The organism is Pseudomonas sp. AC255 (genome assembly GCF_979258175.1).
This window is the reverse complement of the sequence record NZ_OZ409841.1, coordinates 249,742-266,433: the sequence shown is the minus strand read 5'-3', so window position 1 is coordinate 266,433 and position 16,692 is coordinate 249,742. Positions and strand designations below refer to the sequence as shown.

The window sequence follows — 16,692 nt, the reverse complement described above, 5'->3', positions numbered from 1 at the left end:
GGATTTTTCATGCCGCAACACGGTTTCAGCCTGATTGAACTGCTTATGGGACTGGCGATTGGCGCAATTGTTCTGCTGCTGGTCAGCCCGGTGTTCGCCGCGCTCAAGCAAGCGACTCAGCGCGACCACGCAACGCAGTCGCTGCTCGAGGGCATCCGCCACGCTCGCACCCTGGCTATGACCCACAATCAAAGTGTGGTGATCCATGGCATTGACGGCGACTGGAGTCAGGGTTGGCGAATCATTCTGGATCTTAGCGGCAAGGGGCCGGAGGACAGCAGCAATCCGCTGCTGGTTGAACGCGCCAGTGAGGCGAAGGTGGCGATTGTCGGCAACTGGTGGGTGAGCCGCTACGTGCGGTTCAGTCATCTGGGGCAGCCACTGATGCCGGGACGGCGATTTCAGGCGGGGACAATACACGTCTGCTCGCCGCGCGAGCCGGTCAGCCAGCGGCAGATCGTGCTGGCGGCGACCGGTCGCGTGCGCCTGGGCAGTCAGGAGACCGAACAGGCGCTGTGCGACAAAGGCAGAAGCGTCAGATCGAACGGACGCGCAGCTCTTTCGGCATCGAGAACGTGATGTTCTCCTCACGGCCAGCCAGCTCGTCGGCACCGGTCGCGCCCCAGGCCTGCAATTGCTGGATCACGCCCCGGACCAGCACTTCCGGTGCGGACGCGCCAGCGGTAATGCCAATACGCTCGACGCCGTCGAACCAGCTCTGTTGCAGGTCCTCGGCACCGTCGATCAGGTACGCCGGAGTCGCCATGCGCTCAGCCAATTCGCGCAGGCGATTGGAGTTGGAGCTGTTCGGGCTGCCGACCACCAGTACCACGTCGCACTCGTCGGCCAGTTGCTTGACGGCGTCCTGGCGGTTTTGTGTGGCGTAGCAGATGTCGTCCTTGCGCGGACCACCGATGGCCGGGAAGCGCGTGCGCAGGGCATCGATCACACGGCTGGTATCGTCCATCGACAAGGTTGTCTGGGTGACGAAGGCGAGTCTTTCCGGATCGCGCACCTGCAATGCGGCCACGTCCTTTTCGTCTTCGACGAGGTAGATAGCGCCGCCGTTGCTGGCATCGTACTGGCCCATGGTGCCTTCAACTTCCGGGTGACCGGCGTGGCCGATCAGGATGCACTCGCGACCGTCGCGGCTGTATTTGGCGACCTCGATGTGCACCTTGGTCACCAGCGGGCAGGTTGCATCGAAGACTTTCAGGCCACGACCTGCAGCTTCGTTGCGCACGGCTTGGGAAACACCGTGGGCGCTGAAGATGACGATCACGTCATCGGGCACCTGATCGAGCTCTTCGACGAAAATCGCGCCACGGCTGCGCAGGTCTTCGACGACGAACTTGTTGTGCACCACTTCATGACGCACATAGATCGGCGGCCCGAAGACCTCCAGGGCGCGGTTGACGATTTCGATCGCCCGGTCCACACCGGCGCAGAAGCCACGGGGGTTGGCGAGTTTGATTTGCATGCTGTGCCTCGTGTCTTGCGCGCGAAAACAATGGAAAACAGACTGTGGAGACCTGCTTGTTGTGGCGAGGGGAATCATCCCCGCTCGGCTGCGTAGCAGTCGCAGACCTTCAACGGACTTATCTCAGAATCCGTTGACTGGTCTGGGGGCGCTTCGCACCCCAGCGGGGATGAATCCCCTCGCCACAGAAGCTCACTCCTGCATTTTTAGATCGCTTTGACGGAAATGATTTCCACGTCAAAGGTCAGCGTCTTGCCGGCCAGCGGGTGGTTGAAGTCGACGGTCACTTGCGTGTCATCGAATTCCTTCACCACACCTGGCAATTCAGTATTGGCCGCATCGTTGAAGATCACCAGCAGACCCGGTGACAACTCCATGTCGTTGAACTGCGAACGCGGGATGGTCTGCACGTTCTGCGGGTTCGGCTGACCGAAAGCGTTTTCCGGCTCGACGGTCAGGGTGCGCTTGTCGCCGGCCTTGAAGCCGAACAGTGCGGCTTCGAAGCCCGGCAGCAGGTTGCCATCGCCGACCTTGAACGTCGCCGGGGCCTTGTCGAAGGTACTGTCGACGGTGTCACCGTTTTCCAGGCGCAAGGCAAAGTGCAGGGTGACTTCGGTGTTCTGGCCGATGCGTTGCTCAGTCGATAGCGGTTCAGTCATGAGCGGCCTCTTCGGTTTTCTTCGATTTGAACATGTCCAGTGCCAGCATGATCGCGCCTACGGTGATCGCGCTGTCGGCAATGTTGAACGCCGGGAAATACCAGCGGTTCTGCCAGTGCACCAGAATGAAGTCGATCACATGGCCCAAGGCGATGCGGTCATACAGGTTGCCCAGCGCCCCACCCAGCACCAACGCCAGGGCGACGGCCAGCCAGGTTTCGTTGCGACCCAAACGCTTGAGCCAGACCACCAGCACGGCACTGACGACAATGGCGATCAGCGCAAACAGCCAGCGCTGCCAGCCCGAGCTGTCGGCGAGGAAGCTGAAAGCAGCGCCAGTGTTGTAGGCCAGCGTCCAGCTGAACAGATCGGGAATGATCACGATCTGCTGGAACATTTCGAGCCTGGCTTCGAAGTAGAACTTGCTGGCCTGGTCAATGACCAGGACCAGCAGGCTCAACCACAGCCAGTTCAGCCGTCCGAAACGGCCAATGGCATCAGGCATAGTGACGAACCTCGCCAGCACCGCTGATGTTGTCGACGCAACGACCGCAGATTTCCGGATGCTCCGGGTTCACGCCGACGTCTTCGCGGCAATGCCAGCACCGCGCGCATTTCGGGAACGCCGATTTGACGATCTTCAGTTTCAGACCGCTGACTTCGGTGGCCACTGCATCGGCCGGAGCCTGAACGAATGGCGCGACGCTGGCAGTCGAGGTGATCAGGACAAAGCGCAGCTCGTTGCTCAGCTTGGCCAGATCGGCGCTCAGCGCCTCTTCGGCAAACAGCGTCACTTCGGCCTGCAGGTTGCCACCGACGGCTTTCGCCGCACGCTGGATTTCCATCTCTTTGTTGACCGCGACTTTCACTTCCATGATGCGATCCCAGTAGGCGCGACCCAGCTCGAAGCCTTCCGGCAGCTCGGTCAGGCCTTCGTACCAGGTGTTGAGCATGACCGACTCGTTACGCTCGCCCGGCAGGTATTGCCACAGCTCGTCGGCAGTGAAGGCGAGGATCGGCGCGATCCAGCGCACCAGCGCTTCAGAGATGTGGAACAGCGCGGTCTGGCACGAGCGCCGGGCCTTGCTGTCGGCACCGGTGGTGTACTGGCGGTCCTTGATGATGTCGAGGTAGAAACCGCCCAGCTCCTGCACGCAGAAGTTGTGGATCTTCGAGTACACGTTCCAGAAACGGTATTCGCCGTAGTGCTCTTGCAACTCGCGTTGCAGCAACAGCGTACGATCCACCGCCCAGCGATCCAGCGCCAGCATGTCTTCGGCCGGCAGCAGGTCGGTGGCCGGGTTGAAACCGGTCAGGTTGGAAAGCAGGAAGCGCGCGGTGTTACGGATACGACGATAGGCATCGGCGCTGCGGGTCAGGATCTGATCCGACACAGCGATTTCGCCAGAGTAGTCGGTCGACGCGACCCAAAGACGCATGATGTCGGCGCCCAGCGTATCGTTGATCTTCTTCGGCTCAATCACGTTTTTCAGCGACTTGGACATCTTGCGGCCGGACTCGTCGACGGTGAAGCCATGCGTCAGCAGTTCGCGATACGGTGCGTGGTTGTCGATGGCGCAACCGGTCAGCAACGACGAGTGGAACCAGCCACGGTGCTGGTCGGAACCTTCCAGGTAGAGGTCGGCACGCGGGCCGCTCTCGTGGCCCATCGGGTGCGAACCGCGCAGGACGTGCCAGTGCGTGGTGCCGGAGTCGAACCAGACGTCGAGGGTGTCGCTGATCTTGTCGTATTGCGGCGCTTCATCACCGAGCAGTTCGGCGGCGTCGAGTTTGAACCAGGCTTCGATGCCTTCGACTTCAACGCGTTTGGCGACTTCTTCCATCAGCTCGACGGTGCGTGGATGCAGCTCGCCGCTTTCCTTGTTGAGGAAGAACGGGATCGGCACGCCCCAGTTGCGCTGACGCGAGATGCACCAGTCCGGACGATTGGCGATCATCGAGTGCAGGCGCGCCTGGCCCCAGGCCGGAACGAACTTGGTGTCTTCGATGGCTTTGAGCGAGCGCACGCGCAGGGTGTCGCCGCTGGTTGGCTCCTTGTCCATGCCGATGAACCACTGCGCAGTAGCGCGGTAGATCAGCGGGGTCTTGTGGCGCCAGCAGTGCATGTAGCTGTGTTCGATGACGGTGGTGTGCATCAGCGCACCGACTTCGGTCAGTTTTTCGACGATAGCCGGGTTGGCCTTCCAGATGAACTGGCCGCCGAAGAATTCCAGCGACGGCACGTACACGCCGTTGCTCTGTACCGGGTTGAGGATGTCGTCGTTGACCATGCCGTATTTCTTGCAGGTCACGAAGTCGTCCACGCCATAGGCCGGGGCGGAGTGAACCACGCCGGTGCCTGCGCCCAGTTCGACGTAGTCAGCCAGGTACACCGGCGACAGACGATCGTAGAACGGGTGACGGAAGTTGATCAGCTCCAGCTCTTTACCGGTGGTGGTGGCGATGACCGAACCTTGCACGCCATAGCGCGCCAGGCAGGCTTCGACCAGCTCTTCAGCCAGCACCAGCAGCTTGTCGCCGATATCGACCAGGGCGTAGTTGAATTCCGGGTGCACGTTCAGCGCCTGGTTGGCCGGGATGGTCCACGGGGTGGTGGTCCAGATCACGATCGCAGCAGGTTTGCTCAGCGAGGCCAGACCGAAGGCCGCAGCCAGTTTGGCTTCGTCGGCGATCGGGAACGCAACGTCGATGGTCGAGGACTTCTTGTTCTCGTACTCGACTTCCGCTTCAGCCAGAGCCGAACCGCAATCGAAGCACCAGTTCACCGGCTTGAGGCCCTTGAAGACAAAACCACCCTTGACGATTTCGGCGAGGGCGCGGATTTCACCGGCCTCGTTCTTGAAATCCATGGTCTTGTACGGGTTGGCGAAGTCCCCCAGCACGCCGAGACGGATGAACTCGGACTTCTGCCCTTCGATCTGCTCGGTGGCGTAGGCGCGGCACAGCTCGCGGGTCTTATCCGCGCCGAGGTTCTTGCCGTGGGTCACTTCCACCTTGTGCTCGATCGGCAAGCCGTGGCAATCCCAGCCCGGGACATACGGCGCGTCGAAACCCGACAGGGTTTTCGAGCGGATGATCATGTCCTTGAGAATCTTGTTCAGTGCGTGACCGATGTGGATCGTGCCGTTGGCGTACGGAGGGCCGTCGTGCAGGACGAACTTCGGACGATCCTTGCCAATCTCGCGCAACTTTCCGTACAGGCCAATACTGTCCCAGCGCTGCAGGATCTGCGGTTCGCGCTGTGGCAGGCCGGCCTTCATTGGGAAGGCGGTGTCCGGAAGGTTTAGCGTGGCTTTATAGTCGGTCATTTAAGGCTCTTCATTAGCGATGGGCGCTAGGTGCGGCTAGTGCACGGGCGGTGGCGACATCCGCATTGATCGCCGTTTTCAATGCCTCCAGAGAGGCGAAGCGCTGCTCTTCACGCAGCTTTTGGTGGAAAACCACCGTCAAACGCCGGTCATACAGATCGCCGGCAAAATCTAACAGATGGACCTCGAGGTGGGCTTTGCCATCTCCTTGCACCGTGGGGCGCACGCCGATATTGGCGACGCCGGGCCAGGTCTTGCCGTCGATATCGACATTCACCAGATAGACCCCGGTGAACGGCACGCGACGACGCTTGAGTTGAATGTTGGCAGTGGGCGTGCCCAGTTGCCGGGCCAGTTTCTGCCCATGCAGCACGCGACCGGCGATGCGGTACGGACGGCCGAGCAAGCGTTCGGCCAAGGCAAAATCGGCCGCAGCCAAGGCGTTGCGCACCTGCGTGCTGCTGACGCGAATGCCGTCCAGCTCGACGGTTTGCGCCGCTTCGACGGTGAAACCGTGAACCTGCCCGGCCTGCATGAGGAAATCGAAATCGCCGAGGCGGTCGCAACCGAAACGGAAATCATCACCGACCTCCAGATGCTGCACGCCAAGGCCATCGACCAGAATGGTATCGACGAACTCACTGGCGCTGAGCTTGCTCAGCCGCTGGTTGAAAGCCAGGCACAACACCCGGTCGACGCCTTCAGCGGCCAGTAACTGCAGCTTGTCGCGCAACCGCGCCAGACGTGCCGGTGCGGTGTCGGGAGCAAAGAACTCCCGCGGCTGCGGCTCGAAAATCACCACGCAGCTGGGTACGCCCAACTCGAGCGCACGCTCACGCAGCCGGGCCAGGATAGCCTGGTGACCACGGTGAACACCGTCAAAGTTGCCAATAGTGGCGACGCAGCCCCGATGCTGGGGGCGCAAGTTGTGGAGGCCTCGAACCAGCTGCATAACGCGCTTCTTGCTCATAAAGTGGTCGATTATAACCACACCCGACGGCCGACGACAGGCAACACCGTAACGCAAAGTGAACGAGCCGACAAAACCGCCGGCCCATGCCTGCTCATGAAGGCTGAAACCTCAGCTCAAGGCCTTGCGATTGAAGTCGCGCAGGCGGAAACCCAACAGCAACAACATACCGAAATACGCCACCACGCCAGCAACCACCAGCGCGCCCAGGCGCAAGAAGCGCTCAAGCATATGGCCCTCATCCCAGGCGGGCATGAAATGCATGCCGGCCAGCAAGACCGCCGACATCACGGTCACCGCAACGACCAGCTTGAAGCCGAATTTGCCCCAGCCCGGTTGCGGTTGATACATCTTTTGCTTGCGCAGTTGATAGAACAGCAGCCCGGCGTTCAGGCAAGCACCGGCACTGATCGCCAAGGCAAGGCCGGCGTGGGCCAGCGGCCCGATCAGTGCCAGGTTGAACAACTGCGTGCAGACCAGCGTGAAAATTGCGATTTTCACCGGGGTGCGAATGTTCTGTTGCGCATAAAAGCCCGGCGCCAGCACTTTGATCACGATAATCCCGAGCAGGCCGACCGAATAGGCAATCAGCGCGCGCTGGGTCATCTCGGCATCAAAGCCACTGAACTGACCGTACTGGAACAACGAAACAGTCAGCGGCTCGGCAAGAATCCCCAGTGCCAGCGCGCACGGCAACACCAGCACAAAGCACAGGCGCAGCCCCCAATCGAGGATCCGCGAGTATTCGTGGCGATCCTTGCTGGCGTAGGTCTTGGCCAGCGTTGGCAGGAGAATCGTGCCGAGCGCCACGCCCAATACGCCCGACGGCAATTCCATCAAGCGGTCGGCGTAATACATCCACGAAACCGAACCTGCGACCAGAAACGAGGCGAAAATGGTGTTGATGATCAATGAAATCTGACTCACCGACACGCCGAGAATCGCCGGCAGCATCTGCTTCATCACCCGCCACACGCCGCTGTCGCGCAGGTTCAGGCGTGGCAGCACGAGCATGCCGATCTTTTTCAGGTGCGGCAGCTGATACAGCAACTGCGCCAGACCGCCTACCAGCACCGCCCAGCCAAGAGCCATGACCGGTGGATCGAAATACGGCGTGAGGAACAGCGAAAACACGATCATGCTGACGTTGAGCAGAGTCGGCACGAAGGCCGGCACCGAGAAGCGGTTCCAGGTATTCAGAATCGCGCCGGCCAGCGACGACAGCGAGATCAGCAATATATAAGGAAAGGTCACCCGCAACAGATCGGAGGTGAGCTGGAATTTTTCCGGGGTATCGGTAAAACCGGGCGCCGTGGCCCAGATCACCCAAGGGGCGGCGATCATGCCCAGTGCAGTCACAACCGCCAACACCAGCGTCAACAGGCCCGATACATAGGCAATAAAGGTACGCGTCGCCTCTTCGCCCTGCTGGCTCTTATATTCGGCCAGAATCGGCACGAAAGCCTGGGAAAACGCCCCCTCGGCGAAAATGCGCCGCAGCAGGTTGGGCAGTTTGAACGCAATAAAGAAGGCATCCGTGGCCATCCCGGCGCCGAATGTCCGCGCGATCAGCGTGTCACGAACGAAACCCAGAATCCGGGAAAGCATCGTGATAGAGCTGACGGCGGCCAACGATTTGAGCAGATTCATTGAGAGAGTTTGTGCCTGTCGATAAACAGCAGGCGAACAATGCGCCTACTTGTGCGATACTCCGCGCCGCAACAGCACAGAGCCAAAGCTCGCGAGTTTACAGGTCAAGCGCCGGAAATAAATATCCCGCCTCTTTATACCTACCACTTAGCGGAACGATTCAAGTGCCCTTGACAAGACAAGTCTTCATCGGCATGATTCGCGGCCTATTTTGTTTGCTATTTCCTAAAAAGTCTTTCGAGGAGCTCGACGGTGGCCAACTCACCTTCCGCCAAAAAACGTGCAAAACAGGCTGAGAAGCGTCGCAGCCACAACGCCAGCCTGCGTTCCATGGTTCGTACCTACATCAAGAATGTAGTTAAGGCCATCGACGCAAAAGACGCTGAAAAAGCTCAAGCTGCATACGTTCTGGCTGTGCCAGTTATCGACCGTATGGCCGATAAAGGCATCATCCACAAGAACAAGGCTGCTCGTCATAAGAGCCGTCTGAATGGCCACGTCAAAGCGCTGAAAGAAGCCGCTTAATCGACGTAGTCATTAAAAAACCGACCTCAGGGTCGGTTTTTTATTGCCTGTGATTTAACAAGCTACAGGCAAAAAAACTGTGGGAGCGAGCCCGCTTGCGAATGCGATCTGCCAGTTGATATTTCTATCGACCGACATGACCTCTTCGCGAGCAGGCTCGCCCCCACAGTTCGGATTGGTGGCGCTTATTGCTGGACCGGCACCCACGGCAGGATCGGGATGGCCGTGACCGCATTCTGCGGACTACCCTCGATCAAGCGATCGCTGTAGACCAGATACACCAGCGTGTTGCGCTTCTTGTCGAGGAAACGCACCACCTGCATGGTCTTGAACACCAGCGAGGTGCGCTCCTTGAACACCTCGTCGCCGTCCTTCAACTCACCCTTGAACTTGATCGGCCCGACCTGACGACAGGCAATCGAGGCTTCGGCGCGATCCTCTGCCAGACCCAGACCACCCTTCACTCCGCCAGTCTTGGCGCGCGACAGGTAGCAGGTCACACCTTCGACTTTCGGATCGTCGAACGCTTCGACCACAATCCGGTCATTCGGCCCGACAAACTTGAACACCGTCGACACCTGACCGATTTCCTCGGCCGAGACCAGCAATGGCATGGCCATCAGCAGACCCAACAATCCTTTCGCTACACGCATCGAATTTTCCTTAGACCAGAATCAGATTGTCACGGTGAACCAGTTCCGGCTCAGCCATGTAACCGAGCAAACCGACAATCGCATCCGACGACTGACCGATGATTTTTTGCGCTTCCAGGGCGCTGTAATTGGCCAGACCCCGAGCGATCTCCCGACCGTCCGGCGCCACACAGACGACCATCTCACCGCGACGGAAACTGCCCTGAACCAGTTTCACCCCCACCGGCAGCAGACTTTTGTTGCCCTTGGACAACGCCGACACCGCCCCCTCATCCAGCACCAGAGTGCCACGGGTTTGCAGATGACCGGCCAGCCACTGCTTGCGCGCCGCGAGCATGCCACGCTCCGGCGATAGCAGCGTACCAATGCGCTCGCCCGCCTTCAGGCGATCGAGCACACGCTCAAGCCGCCCGCCGACGATGATGGTGTGCGCACCGGAACGCGCTGCCAGGCGTGCCGCACGCAACTTGGTCTGCATGCCGCCGCGCCCCAGCGCACCACCGGTACCGCCTGCAACCGCATCCAGAGTCGGATCATCGGCGCGCGCTTCATAAATCAGCTGCGCGTCGGGGTTGTTGCGCGGATCGGCGTCGAACATGCCGTCGCGATCAGTGAGGATCACCAGCAGATCGGCCTCGACCAGATTGGCCACCAGCGCCGCCAGCGTGTCGTTGTCGCCGAAACGGATTTCATCGGTGACCACGGTGTCGTTTTCGTTGATCACCGGAATGACTTTCAGCTCGACCAGTGCACGCAAGGTGCTTCGGGCATTGAGGTAGCGCTTGCGGTCGGACAGGTCGTCGTGGGTCAGGAGAATCTGCGCAGTGTGCCGGCCATGCTCGGCGAAGCTCGACTCCCACGCCTGCACCAACCCCATCTGACCGATTGCAGCGGCCGCCTGGAGCTCGTGCATGGCACTGGGTCGTGCGGTCCAGCCCAAGCGACTCATGCCGGCCGCCACCGCCCCGGAGGACACCAGCACCAACTCGACGCCCGCCTCATGCAGCGCCACCATCTGCTCGACCCAGACACTCATTGCCGCGCGATCCAGCCCTTTGCCGTCAGCTGTCAGCAAAGCGCTGCCGATCTTCACGACCCAACGCTGCGCACCTGTCACCTTGCTCCGCATCATCTTCAACCTTAGCTTGAGGGCAGCGCGACCTGGCACTGCCCGTGACGTTAATCGTGGCGATTGCTGACCAACGATCGATTTCCGGATACTAAAACGCCGCTCGATTGAGCGGCGTTCAAGTTTATCGCAACGGATCAGTCACGCACGTAAATGATTTCCGGACCGTCTTCGTCATCCACATCTTCTTCGTCCCAGTCATCGTCGCCGATGTCATGGACCGACTTCACGCCACTGCGACGCAGGGCACGCTTGTCGTCCAGCGCCTGCAACTGGGCACGGGCTTCGTCTTCGATGCGCTGATCGAGATCGGCCAGCTCTTCCTTGTACGCAGGATCTGCGGCGAGGCGATCGGCACGATCTTCCATGTAGCGCATGATGTCGTGGCACAGACGCTCGGTACCGATCTTGGCGATGGCCGAGATCACGTACACCGGACCGGTCCACTCCAGGCGATCGACGATTTCCTTGACGCGAGCATCGTGCTCTTCTTCAAGAATCTGGTCGCACTTGTTCAGCACCAGCCAGCGATCACGCTCGGCCAGCGACGGGCTGAACTTGATCAGCTCGTTGACGATCACTTCAGCCGCGTCCGGAGCACTGGAATCATCCAGTGGCGCCATGTCGACGAGGTGCAGCAGCAGACGCGTACGCGCCAGGTGCTTGAGGAAGCGAATACCCAGGCCGGCACCATCGGAAGCGCCTTCGATCAGACCCGGAATGTCGGCAATGACGAAGCTTTTCCAGCGATCGACGCTGACCACACCCAGGTTCGGCACCAGTGTGGTGAACGGGTAGTCGGCGACTTTCGGCTTGGCGGCCGAGACCGAACGGATAAAGGTACTTTTACCGGCGTTCGGCAAGCCCAGCAGACCGACGTCGGCCAGCACTTTCATTTCCAGTTTCAGGTCACGCTGCTCGCCCGGCTTGCCTGGCGTAGTCTGACGCGGCGCACGGTTGGTACTGGATTTGAAACGGGTGTTACCCAGACCGTGCCAGCCGCCCTGCACTACCATCAGTTTCTGACCAGCCTTGGTCAGGTCGCCGATGACTTCCTGGGTGGCGGAGTCGATCACGGTAGTGCCGACCGGCACGCGCAGGATCAGGTCTTCGCCCTTCTTGCCGGTGCAGTCGGTGCTGCCACCGTTGGAGCCACGCTCGGCATCGAAGTGACGGGTGTAACGGTAGTCGACCAGGGTATTGAGGTTTTCGTCGGCCATCATGTAGATGGAACCGCCGTCACCGCCATCACCGCCGTTCGGGCCGCCGTTTTCAATGAATTTTTCCCGGCGGAAACTCATGGCACCGTTGCCACCGTCACCGGCCTTTACGCGAATCGATACTTCATCAACAAACTTCATAACCAACGCCTCTCGCCGTACGGACGAGCCGAAAAACAATCAAGACATAAGACTCTTGCAAAAATGAGCGCAGCGACCCCAAGACACGACCTGCATCGCACGCCGACAGCCCATACAAACAGCTTTGCAAGAGACTCACCCCACAAACGAAAAAGCCCCGTCGCAAGACAGGGCTTCTCCAGCGATCTCGCGATTAAGCCGCGATTACGCTCACGTAACGACGACCGAAGGCGCCCTTTACTTCGAACTTGATCACGCCTTCGATTTTAGCGAAGAGAGTGTGATCCTTGCCCATGCCAACGCCGTAGCCAGCGTGGAATTGGGTGCCGCGCTGACGCACGATGATGTTGCCGGCCTTGATGACCTGGCCGCCATACATCTTCACGCCAAGGCGTTTGGCTTCTGAGTCGCGACCGTTACGGGTACTACCACCAGCTTTTTTGTGTGCCATGAGTTCAATTCTCCTAGTGAGGAATTAGGCTGTAATTAAGCCTGAATACCGGTGATTTTGATCTCGGTGAACCACTGGCGGTGGCCCATACGCTTCATGTGGTGCTTACGGCGACGGAACTTGATGATGCGGACTTTATCGTGACGACCTTGGGAGATCACTTCAGCCTTGACGGTTGCGCCAGCAACAACTGGTGCGCCGATGTTCACGTCGTCGCCATTGGCGACCAGCAGAACGCGATCAAAAGTCACGGATTCGCCAGTAGCGATTTCCAGTTTTTCGATCTTCAGGTATTCACCTTCAGCGACCTTGTATTGCTTACCGCCGGTAACGATTACTGCGTACATGGTATTTCTCCGATAATCCTGCTCACCCAGCTCTTTATAAGAAGAGGTATTGGCTGGCATGGCTGCATGGGGCTGGAACGGCCCAAGTGCAATTGCGTAAGGCAGGTGCTGCCCAGGAAGTTCAGGGTGCGCGATTGTACGCAAGCAATCTGCCTCGCGCAAGTGGCCGTCCATCGCGCCTTGACAGGTCTGGACGGGGGTCCTAGCATGCCGCGCAACCCTTCTGGAGCGACTCTCGCTGATGCAACCCCAAGCTTTCTACCGCGCGGTGGCGGACGATTTTAGCGCCGTCGACGGCATCATCAAGAAGCAGCTGACGTCTCGAGTGCCGCTGGTATCGAAAATCGGCGATTACATCACGTCGGCCGGCGGCAAACGCCTGCGTCCTTTATTAGTGTTGCTGTGTGGCAAGGCCCTGGGTCGCGAAGGCGACGACATGCGCCTGCTGGCCGCCACCATCGAATTCCTGCACACCGCGACCCTGCTGCATGACGACGTCGTCGACATGTCCGGCATGCGCCGTGGCCGCTCGACCGCCAACGCCATGTGGGGCAATGCCCCGAGCGTGCTGGTCGGCGACTTCCTGTATTCGCGCTCGTTCGAAATGATGGTCGAACTGGGCTCGATGCCGGTGATGAAGATTTTGTCTCAAGCCACGCGGATCATCGCTGAAGGCGAAGTGTTGCAGCTGTCCAAGGTGCGAGACGCCAGCACCAGCGAAGAAACCTACATGGAAGTCATCCGCGGCAAGACCGCGATGCTCTTCGAAGCCTCGACCCACAGCGCCGCCGCCCTGGCTGGCGCGACCGCCGAGCAGAGTGAAGCCCTGCGCACGTTCGGCGATCACCTGGGTGTGGCGTTCCAGCTGGTTGATGACTTGCTCGACTATAAAGGCGACGCGGAAACCCTGGGCAAGAACGTCGGCGACGATCTGGCCGAAGGCAAACCGACCCTGCCGCTGATCTACACCATGCGCGAAGGCACGGCCGAACAGGCGGCACTGGTGCGTCAGGCGATCCAGAAAGGCGGGATCGAAGACCTGGAAAGCATCCGCATCGCCGTCGAAGCGTCCGGCTCGCTGGAGTACACCGCGCAACTGGCCCGCGATTACGTGGCCCGCGCGATCAAGTGCCTCGAGGCGCTGCCGGCCAGCGAATACCGCGATGCACTGGTGGAACTGAGCGAGTTCGCGGTAGCCCGCACGCACTGATTCATCCCCTGTGGGAGCGAGCCTGCTCGCGAAAGCAATCTGCCAATCGACTCAATGTTGACTGACACAGCGCTTTCGCGAGCAGGCTCGCTCCCACAGTTGTTTCTGCGCTATGCCCTCCTCCGCGTAAAACCCTATACAATGTGCGCCCTTTAGCCCTCCTGATACCCAAGGATCCTTAGTGAGCACGTTGCCACCCTGCCCGAAATGCAATTCCGAATACACCTACGAAGACGGCACCCAACTGGTCTGCCCCGAGTGCGCCCACGAGTGGTCTGCCAGCGGCGAAGCCGAAGTGGCGGCCGATGATGCCGTGAAGAAAGATTCGGTCGGCAACGTCCTGCAGGACGGCGACACCATCACCGTGATCAAGGACCTCAAGGTCAAAGGCACGTCGCTGGTGGTCAAGGTCGGCACCAAGGTCAAGAACATCCGCCTGTGCGATGGCGATCACGACATCGACTGCAAGATCGACGGCATCGGCCCGATGAAGCTCAAATCCGAGTTCGTCAGAAAAGTCTGAGCCTTGCGTCATCCATCCTGCGCCAGCCGTGGGATGGAGCTTTGCCCTCCCCGCTTCAGCTCAATGAAGCCGCGTATGGCGATCAGCCAGCCATTTTGATCTGACACAACCTTTACCCGGAAAAATCCACGATCCGCCAATAGGCACTTGCTATTTGATGAATAAGAATTATTCTCATTGAAACCTTTCAAGGAGATGAGACCCATGACTTATTTGATCGACGCCTGGCTGGATCGCCCACACCCGTACCTCAGAATCCTCCATCGGGAAACCGGCGAAGTCTGTGCGGTTCTTGAAGAAGAAGCCTTGCATGAGCTGCAGGATCAAGGTGATCTGGACGTCAGCAGCCTCAATTCCAGCGAGCCGCTGGTACTCAAGGAGCTGGTGCGCAATCTGTTCCTGTTCTGCTATGCCCGGGCGTTGCGCCCGACCAATGAGCTGCACAACAAGATCGAAATATGAGCAGCATTAAAAAAACCTGTGGGAGCGAGCTTGCTCGCGAAAGCGATAAATCAGTCAACGAATGAGTCGACTGAAAAACCGCCTTCGCGAGCGAGCTCGCTCCCACATTTTTTAGCCCGCCATCTAGGCAGGCTCGGTTTTACAGAACGTCCAGCAGCTCGACGTCGAATACCAGAACGCTGTGCGGCGGGATGCTGCCCACGCCTTGTGCGCCGTAAGCCAGTTCGCTCGGCACGTACAGGCGCCATTTGCTGCCGGCATTCATCAGTTGCAGGGCTTCGGTCCAGCCAGCGATCACGCCGCCAACCGGGAATTCTGCAGGCTGGCCGCGCTCGTAGGAGCTGTCGAACACAGTGCCGTCGATCAGGGTGCCGTGGTAATGCGTACGCACCTGGTCTTCACGGGTCGGCTTGGCGCCGTCGCCCTGAGTCAGTACTTCGAATTGCAGGCCGGAAGCCAGAGTGGTGATGCCGTCACGCTTGGCGTTTTCGGCGAGGAAGGCCAGGCCTTCGCCAGCCGCGGCTTCAGCCTTGGCCGCTGCTTCGGCTTGCATGATCTCGCGGATCACCTTGAAGCTGGCGGACATTTCTTCCTGGCCAACACGGCTTGGCTTGCCGGCGAAAGCGTCGGTCAGACCGGCCAGGATCGCGTCCAGGCTGACACCCGGTGGCGGGTTGTCGCGCAGCTGGTCGCCGAGTTGACGGCCGATACCGTAGCTGACGCGGGTTTCGTCGGTGGACAGATTTACTTCGGACATGACACTGCTCCGCTGTGCGGACGGCCACAGGACTTGCCGTGCGTGCACAGCGCGTCCCGGCGCGCCCGGAACCAAAAGGGCGAGCAGACTAGCACAGATACCCCGGACTTGGGGCCGGGGCTACAGGGCCGAACGCCAGGCGAGCGGCACTTTCAGGCTTTCATCGAGGTCACCGACCAGGCCACACATTTCGTCGTGGACCGAGGTGTGCACAAGATTGAAGGGCAGTACCGGAAAGGCATGCAGCAGATCCCGCGCGTGCTCCACTGACCGCAGCGTCAGCATATTGCCCTTGAGATCGCTCAACGGATACGCCGCTCCATGCATCCTCGCTTCCAACAGGTAAATGCCACCCTCCATCGAGATCAGGTTCAACTCATCGACCTTCCTGGCAACAGCAAACGCGTTCAACTCTTGCATGTTCATGGAAGCACCTCACACATGGCGAATCGCACCGTTACAGGCATAGGCCGCTGCGCTTGAAAGCACAAGCCACAAACGAAACCGCCCGTCTGTTTCGCAACAGACGGGCGGTTTTTTTGCCTTGATCGGCTGATCAGTGCTTGGTGACCTTGTCCAGGTAACCCATGGCAAACGCGGACACCACAAAAGTCATGTGAATGATCACGTACCACATCAGATGCTCAGGATCGACGTTCTTGGCATCCATGAAGATGCGCAGCAGGTGGATCGAAGAAATCGCCACGATCGACGCCGCGACTTTCATCTTCAGCGACGACGAGTCCATGGTGCCCAGCCAGCTGAGCTTCTCTTTGCCTTCGTCGATGTCCAGTTGCGAGACGAAGTTCTCGTAACCGGAAATCATCACCATTACCAGCAGACCACCCACCAGCGCCATGTCGATCAGCGACAGCAGCACCAGAATCAGGTCCGATTCAGCCATGGCGAAGACGTTGGGCAGGATATGGATGATTTCCTGGAAGAACTTCAATGCCAGCGCCAGCAGACCGAGGGACAGGCCGATGTAGATCGGCGCCAGCAGCCAGCGGGTGGCGTACATTGCATTTTCGATAAAGCGTTCCATTGACTCTCACACAAGGGGCTGGAAATGGCGGCGAGTATAACAGCCCGCTGTGACAGCCAGAAACCGCCGGAAAATCCGCCACCTGCGTGTGTGTGACAAAGTTTTTCTGCTAGTGTCCAAAGCATTGACAGCCCAATGATA

At 59.5% G+C, this 16,692-nt stretch carries 19 protein-coding genes; 5 read left to right on the top strand and 14 right to left on the bottom strand.

The annotated features are described in order from the left end of the window. Positions 1–9: 9 nt before the first annotated feature. Complete coding sequence (locus tag ACZZ0K_RS01315) at positions 10–579, top strand: GspH/FimT family pseudopilin (protein ID WP_252882705.1); 570 nt, start codon at positions 10–12, stop codon at positions 577–579. Here the strand turns inward: ACZZ0K_RS01315 and ispH are convergent. The 6 genes from ispH to murJ all read right to left on the bottom strand — a co-directional run bounded on the left by ispH (position 536) and on the right by murJ (position 8,088). Beyond that, on the bottom strand, positions 536–1,480 hold the full coding sequence (ispH, locus tag ACZZ0K_RS01310; protein WP_016773129.1) for a 4-hydroxy-3-methylbut-2-enyl diphosphate reductase: 945 nt from the start codon (positions 1,478–1,480) through the stop codon (positions 536–538). The genes ACZZ0K_RS01315 and ispH overlap by 44 nt on opposite strands. Before the next feature lie 206 nt (positions 1,481–1,686). Then, entirely contained in the window at positions 1,687–2,139 is a 453-nt protein-coding gene (gene fkpB / locus ACZZ0K_RS01305; RefSeq protein WP_122698534.1) for an FKBP-type peptidyl-prolyl cis-trans isomerase, read from the bottom strand. Beyond that, positions 2,132–2,644 carry a signal peptidase II gene (lspA, locus tag ACZZ0K_RS01300; protein ID WP_252882706.1) on the bottom strand — a complete coding sequence of 171 codons (513 nt, stop codon included), beginning with the start codon at positions 2,642–2,644 and terminating at the stop codon, positions 2,132–2,134. Before lspA ends, fkpB begins: the two co-directional genes overlap by 8 nt. Then, positions 2,637–5,468: an isoleucine--tRNA ligase gene (gene ileS / locus ACZZ0K_RS01295; protein ID WP_122693089.1), complete on the bottom strand. Its 2,832-nt coding sequence runs from the start codon at positions 5,466–5,468 to the stop codon at positions 2,637–2,639. The genes lspA and ileS overlap by 8 nt, the downstream gene beginning before the upstream one ends. A 13-nt stretch (positions 5,469–5,481) precedes the next feature. Next, complete coding sequence (ribF, locus tag ACZZ0K_RS01290; protein WP_016773125.1) at positions 5,482–6,420, bottom strand: bifunctional riboflavin kinase/FAD synthetase; 939 nt, start codon at positions 6,418–6,420, stop codon at positions 5,482–5,484. A 129-nt stretch (positions 6,421–6,549) separates the two neighbouring features. Continuing rightward, on the bottom strand, positions 6,550–8,088 hold the full coding sequence (gene murJ, locus ACZZ0K_RS01285; RefSeq protein WP_016773124.1) for a murein biosynthesis integral membrane protein MurJ: 1,539 nt from the start codon (positions 8,086–8,088) through the stop codon (positions 6,550–6,552). A gap of 252 nt (positions 8,089–8,340) precedes the next feature. Here murJ and rpsT point away from each other — a divergent pair, with 252 nt between their 5' ends. Then, positions 8,341–8,613, top strand: coding sequence for a 30S ribosomal protein S20 (rpsT, locus tag ACZZ0K_RS01280; protein WP_003228351.1), 273 nt, complete (start codon positions 8,341–8,343; stop codon positions 8,611–8,613). Between the two features lie 185 nt (positions 8,614–8,798). On the opposite strand, the gene ACZZ0K_RS01275 is transcribed toward rpsT, so the two are convergent. The 5 genes from ACZZ0K_RS01275 to rplU all read right to left on the bottom strand — a co-directional run bounded on the left by ACZZ0K_RS01275 (position 8,799) and on the right by rplU (position 12,554). After that, positions 8,799–9,266 (bottom strand): CreA family protein, encoded by a 468-nt coding sequence (locus ACZZ0K_RS01275; protein ID WP_041477794.1) that lies wholly within the window; start codon positions 9,264–9,266, stop codon positions 8,799–8,801. Between the two features lie 10 nt (positions 9,267–9,276). Continuing rightward, positions 9,277–10,395: a glutamate 5-kinase gene (gene proB, locus ACZZ0K_RS01270; protein WP_039761700.1), complete on the bottom strand. Its 1,119-nt coding sequence runs from the start codon at positions 10,393–10,395 to the stop codon at positions 9,277–9,279. Positions 10,396–10,532: 137 nt separating this feature from the next. After that, positions 10,533–11,756, bottom strand: a complete 1,224-nt coding sequence (gene cgtA / locus ACZZ0K_RS01265; protein WP_016773122.1) for an Obg family GTPase CgtA — start codon at positions 11,754–11,756, stop codon at positions 10,533–10,535. A 193-nt stretch (positions 11,757–11,949) separates the two neighbouring features. Continuing rightward, complete coding sequence (rpmA, locus tag ACZZ0K_RS01260; protein WP_016773121.1) at positions 11,950–12,207, bottom strand: 50S ribosomal protein L27; 258 nt, start codon at positions 12,205–12,207, stop codon at positions 11,950–11,952. 35 nt (positions 12,208–12,242) lie between these two features. Then, on the bottom strand, positions 12,243–12,554 hold the full coding sequence (rplU, locus tag ACZZ0K_RS01255; protein WP_007924746.1) for a 50S ribosomal protein L21: 312 nt from the start codon (positions 12,552–12,554) through the stop codon (positions 12,243–12,245). Between the two features lie 241 nt (positions 12,555–12,795). Here rplU and ACZZ0K_RS01250 point away from each other — a divergent pair, with 241 nt between their 5' ends. From ACZZ0K_RS01250 to ACZZ0K_RS01240, 3 genes are all read left to right on the top strand, one after another. Continuing rightward, the gene (locus ACZZ0K_RS01250; protein ID WP_016773120.1) at positions 12,796–13,764 is read left to right on the top strand and encodes a polyprenyl synthetase family protein; all 969 of its coding nucleotides are present in this window, start codon (positions 12,796–12,798) and stop codon (positions 13,762–13,764) included. 181 nt (positions 13,765–13,945) lie between these two features. Further along, positions 13,946–14,287, top strand: coding sequence for a zinc ribbon domain-containing protein YjdM (locus ACZZ0K_RS01245; protein ID WP_016773119.1), 342 nt, complete (start codon positions 13,946–13,948; stop codon positions 14,285–14,287). Positions 14,288–14,491: 204 nt separating this feature from the next. After that, positions 14,492–14,749 (top strand): PA4570 family protein, encoded by a 258-nt coding sequence (locus ACZZ0K_RS01240; protein WP_016773118.1) that lies wholly within the window; start codon positions 14,492–14,494, stop codon positions 14,747–14,749. A 139-nt stretch (positions 14,750–14,888) separates the two neighbouring features. Here the strand turns inward: ACZZ0K_RS01240 and ACZZ0K_RS01235 are convergent, their stop codons facing one another. The 3 genes from ACZZ0K_RS01235 to ACZZ0K_RS01225 all read right to left on the bottom strand — a co-directional run bounded on the left by ACZZ0K_RS01235 (position 14,889) and on the right by ACZZ0K_RS01225 (position 16,551). Beyond that, a complete protein-coding gene (locus ACZZ0K_RS01235) occupies positions 14,889–15,506 on the bottom strand; it encodes an FKBP-type peptidyl-prolyl cis-trans isomerase (RefSeq protein WP_016773117.1) in 618 nt (205 codons plus the stop codon). Between the two features lie 120 nt (positions 15,507–15,626). Beyond that, positions 15,627–15,932, bottom strand: coding sequence for a DUF6482 family protein (locus tag ACZZ0K_RS01230; RefSeq protein WP_258707216.1), 306 nt, complete (start codon positions 15,930–15,932; stop codon positions 15,627–15,629). Positions 15,933–16,062: 130 nt separating this feature from the next. Further along, positions 16,063–16,551: a TIGR00645 family protein gene (locus tag ACZZ0K_RS01225; protein ID WP_016773116.1), complete on the bottom strand. Its 489-nt coding sequence runs from the start codon at positions 16,549–16,551 to the stop codon at positions 16,063–16,065. Between the last annotated feature and the right edge of the window lie 141 nt (positions 16,552–16,692).

Excerpts from the sequence above, each read along its gene's own strand:
- ACZZ0K_RS01315 (WP_252882705.1), top strand. The coding sequence starts at position 10 with ATGCCGCAACACGGTTTCAGCCTGATTGAACTGCTTATGGGACTGGCG.
- ispH (WP_016773129.1), bottom strand. The coding sequence starts at position 1,480 with ATGCAAATCAAACTCGCCAACCCCCGTGGCTTCTGCGCCGGTGTGGAC.
- ileS (WP_122693089.1), bottom strand. The coding sequence starts at position 5,468 with ATGACCGACTATAAAGCCACGCTAAACCTTCCGGACACCGCCTTCCCA.
- murJ (WP_016773124.1), bottom strand. The coding sequence starts at position 8,088 with ATGAATCTGCTCAAATCGTTGGCCGCCGTCAGCTCTATCACGATGCTT.
- ACZZ0K_RS01230 (WP_258707216.1), bottom strand. The coding sequence starts at position 15,932 with ATGAACATGCAAGAGTTGAACGCGTTTGCTGTTGCCAGGAAGGTCGAT.
- ACZZ0K_RS01275 (WP_041477794.1), bottom strand. The coding sequence starts at position 9,266 with ATGCGTGTAGCGAAAGGATTGTTGGGTCTGCTGATGGCCATGCCATTG.
- ACZZ0K_RS01225 (WP_016773116.1), bottom strand. The coding sequence starts at position 16,551 with ATGGAACGCTTTATCGAAAATGCAATGTACGCCACCCGCTGGCTGCTG.
- lspA (WP_252882706.1), bottom strand. The coding sequence starts at position 2,644 with ATGCCTGATGCCATTGGCCGTTTCGGACGGCTGAACTGGCTGTGGTTG.
- ACZZ0K_RS01250 (WP_016773120.1), top strand. The coding sequence starts at position 12,796 with ATGCAACCCCAAGCTTTCTACCGCGCGGTGGCGGACGATTTTAGCGCC.
- cgtA (WP_016773122.1), bottom strand. The coding sequence starts at position 11,756 with ATGAAGTTTGTTGATGAAGTATCGATTCGCGTAAAGGCCGGTGACGGT.
- ribF (WP_016773125.1), bottom strand. The coding sequence starts at position 6,420 with ATGCAGCTGGTTCGAGGCCTCCACAACTTGCGCCCCCAGCATCGGGGC.
- ACZZ0K_RS01240 (WP_016773118.1), top strand. The coding sequence starts at position 14,492 with ATGACTTATTTGATCGACGCCTGGCTGGATCGCCCACACCCGTACCTC.
- fkpB (WP_122698534.1), bottom strand. The coding sequence starts at position 2,139 with ATGACTGAACCGCTATCGACTGAGCAACGCATCGGCCAGAACACCGAA.
- rpmA (WP_016773121.1), bottom strand. The coding sequence starts at position 12,207 with ATGGCACACAAAAAAGCTGGTGGTAGTACCCGTAACGGTCGCGACTCA.
- proB (WP_039761700.1), bottom strand. The coding sequence starts at position 10,395 with ATGCGGAGCAAGGTGACAGGTGCGCAGCGTTGGGTCGTGAAGATCGGC.
- rplU (WP_007924746.1), bottom strand. The coding sequence starts at position 12,554 with ATGTACGCAGTAATCGTTACCGGCGGTAAGCAATACAAGGTCGCTGAA.
- ACZZ0K_RS01235 (WP_016773117.1), bottom strand. The coding sequence starts at position 15,506 with ATGTCCGAAGTAAATCTGTCCACCGACGAAACCCGCGTCAGCTACGGT.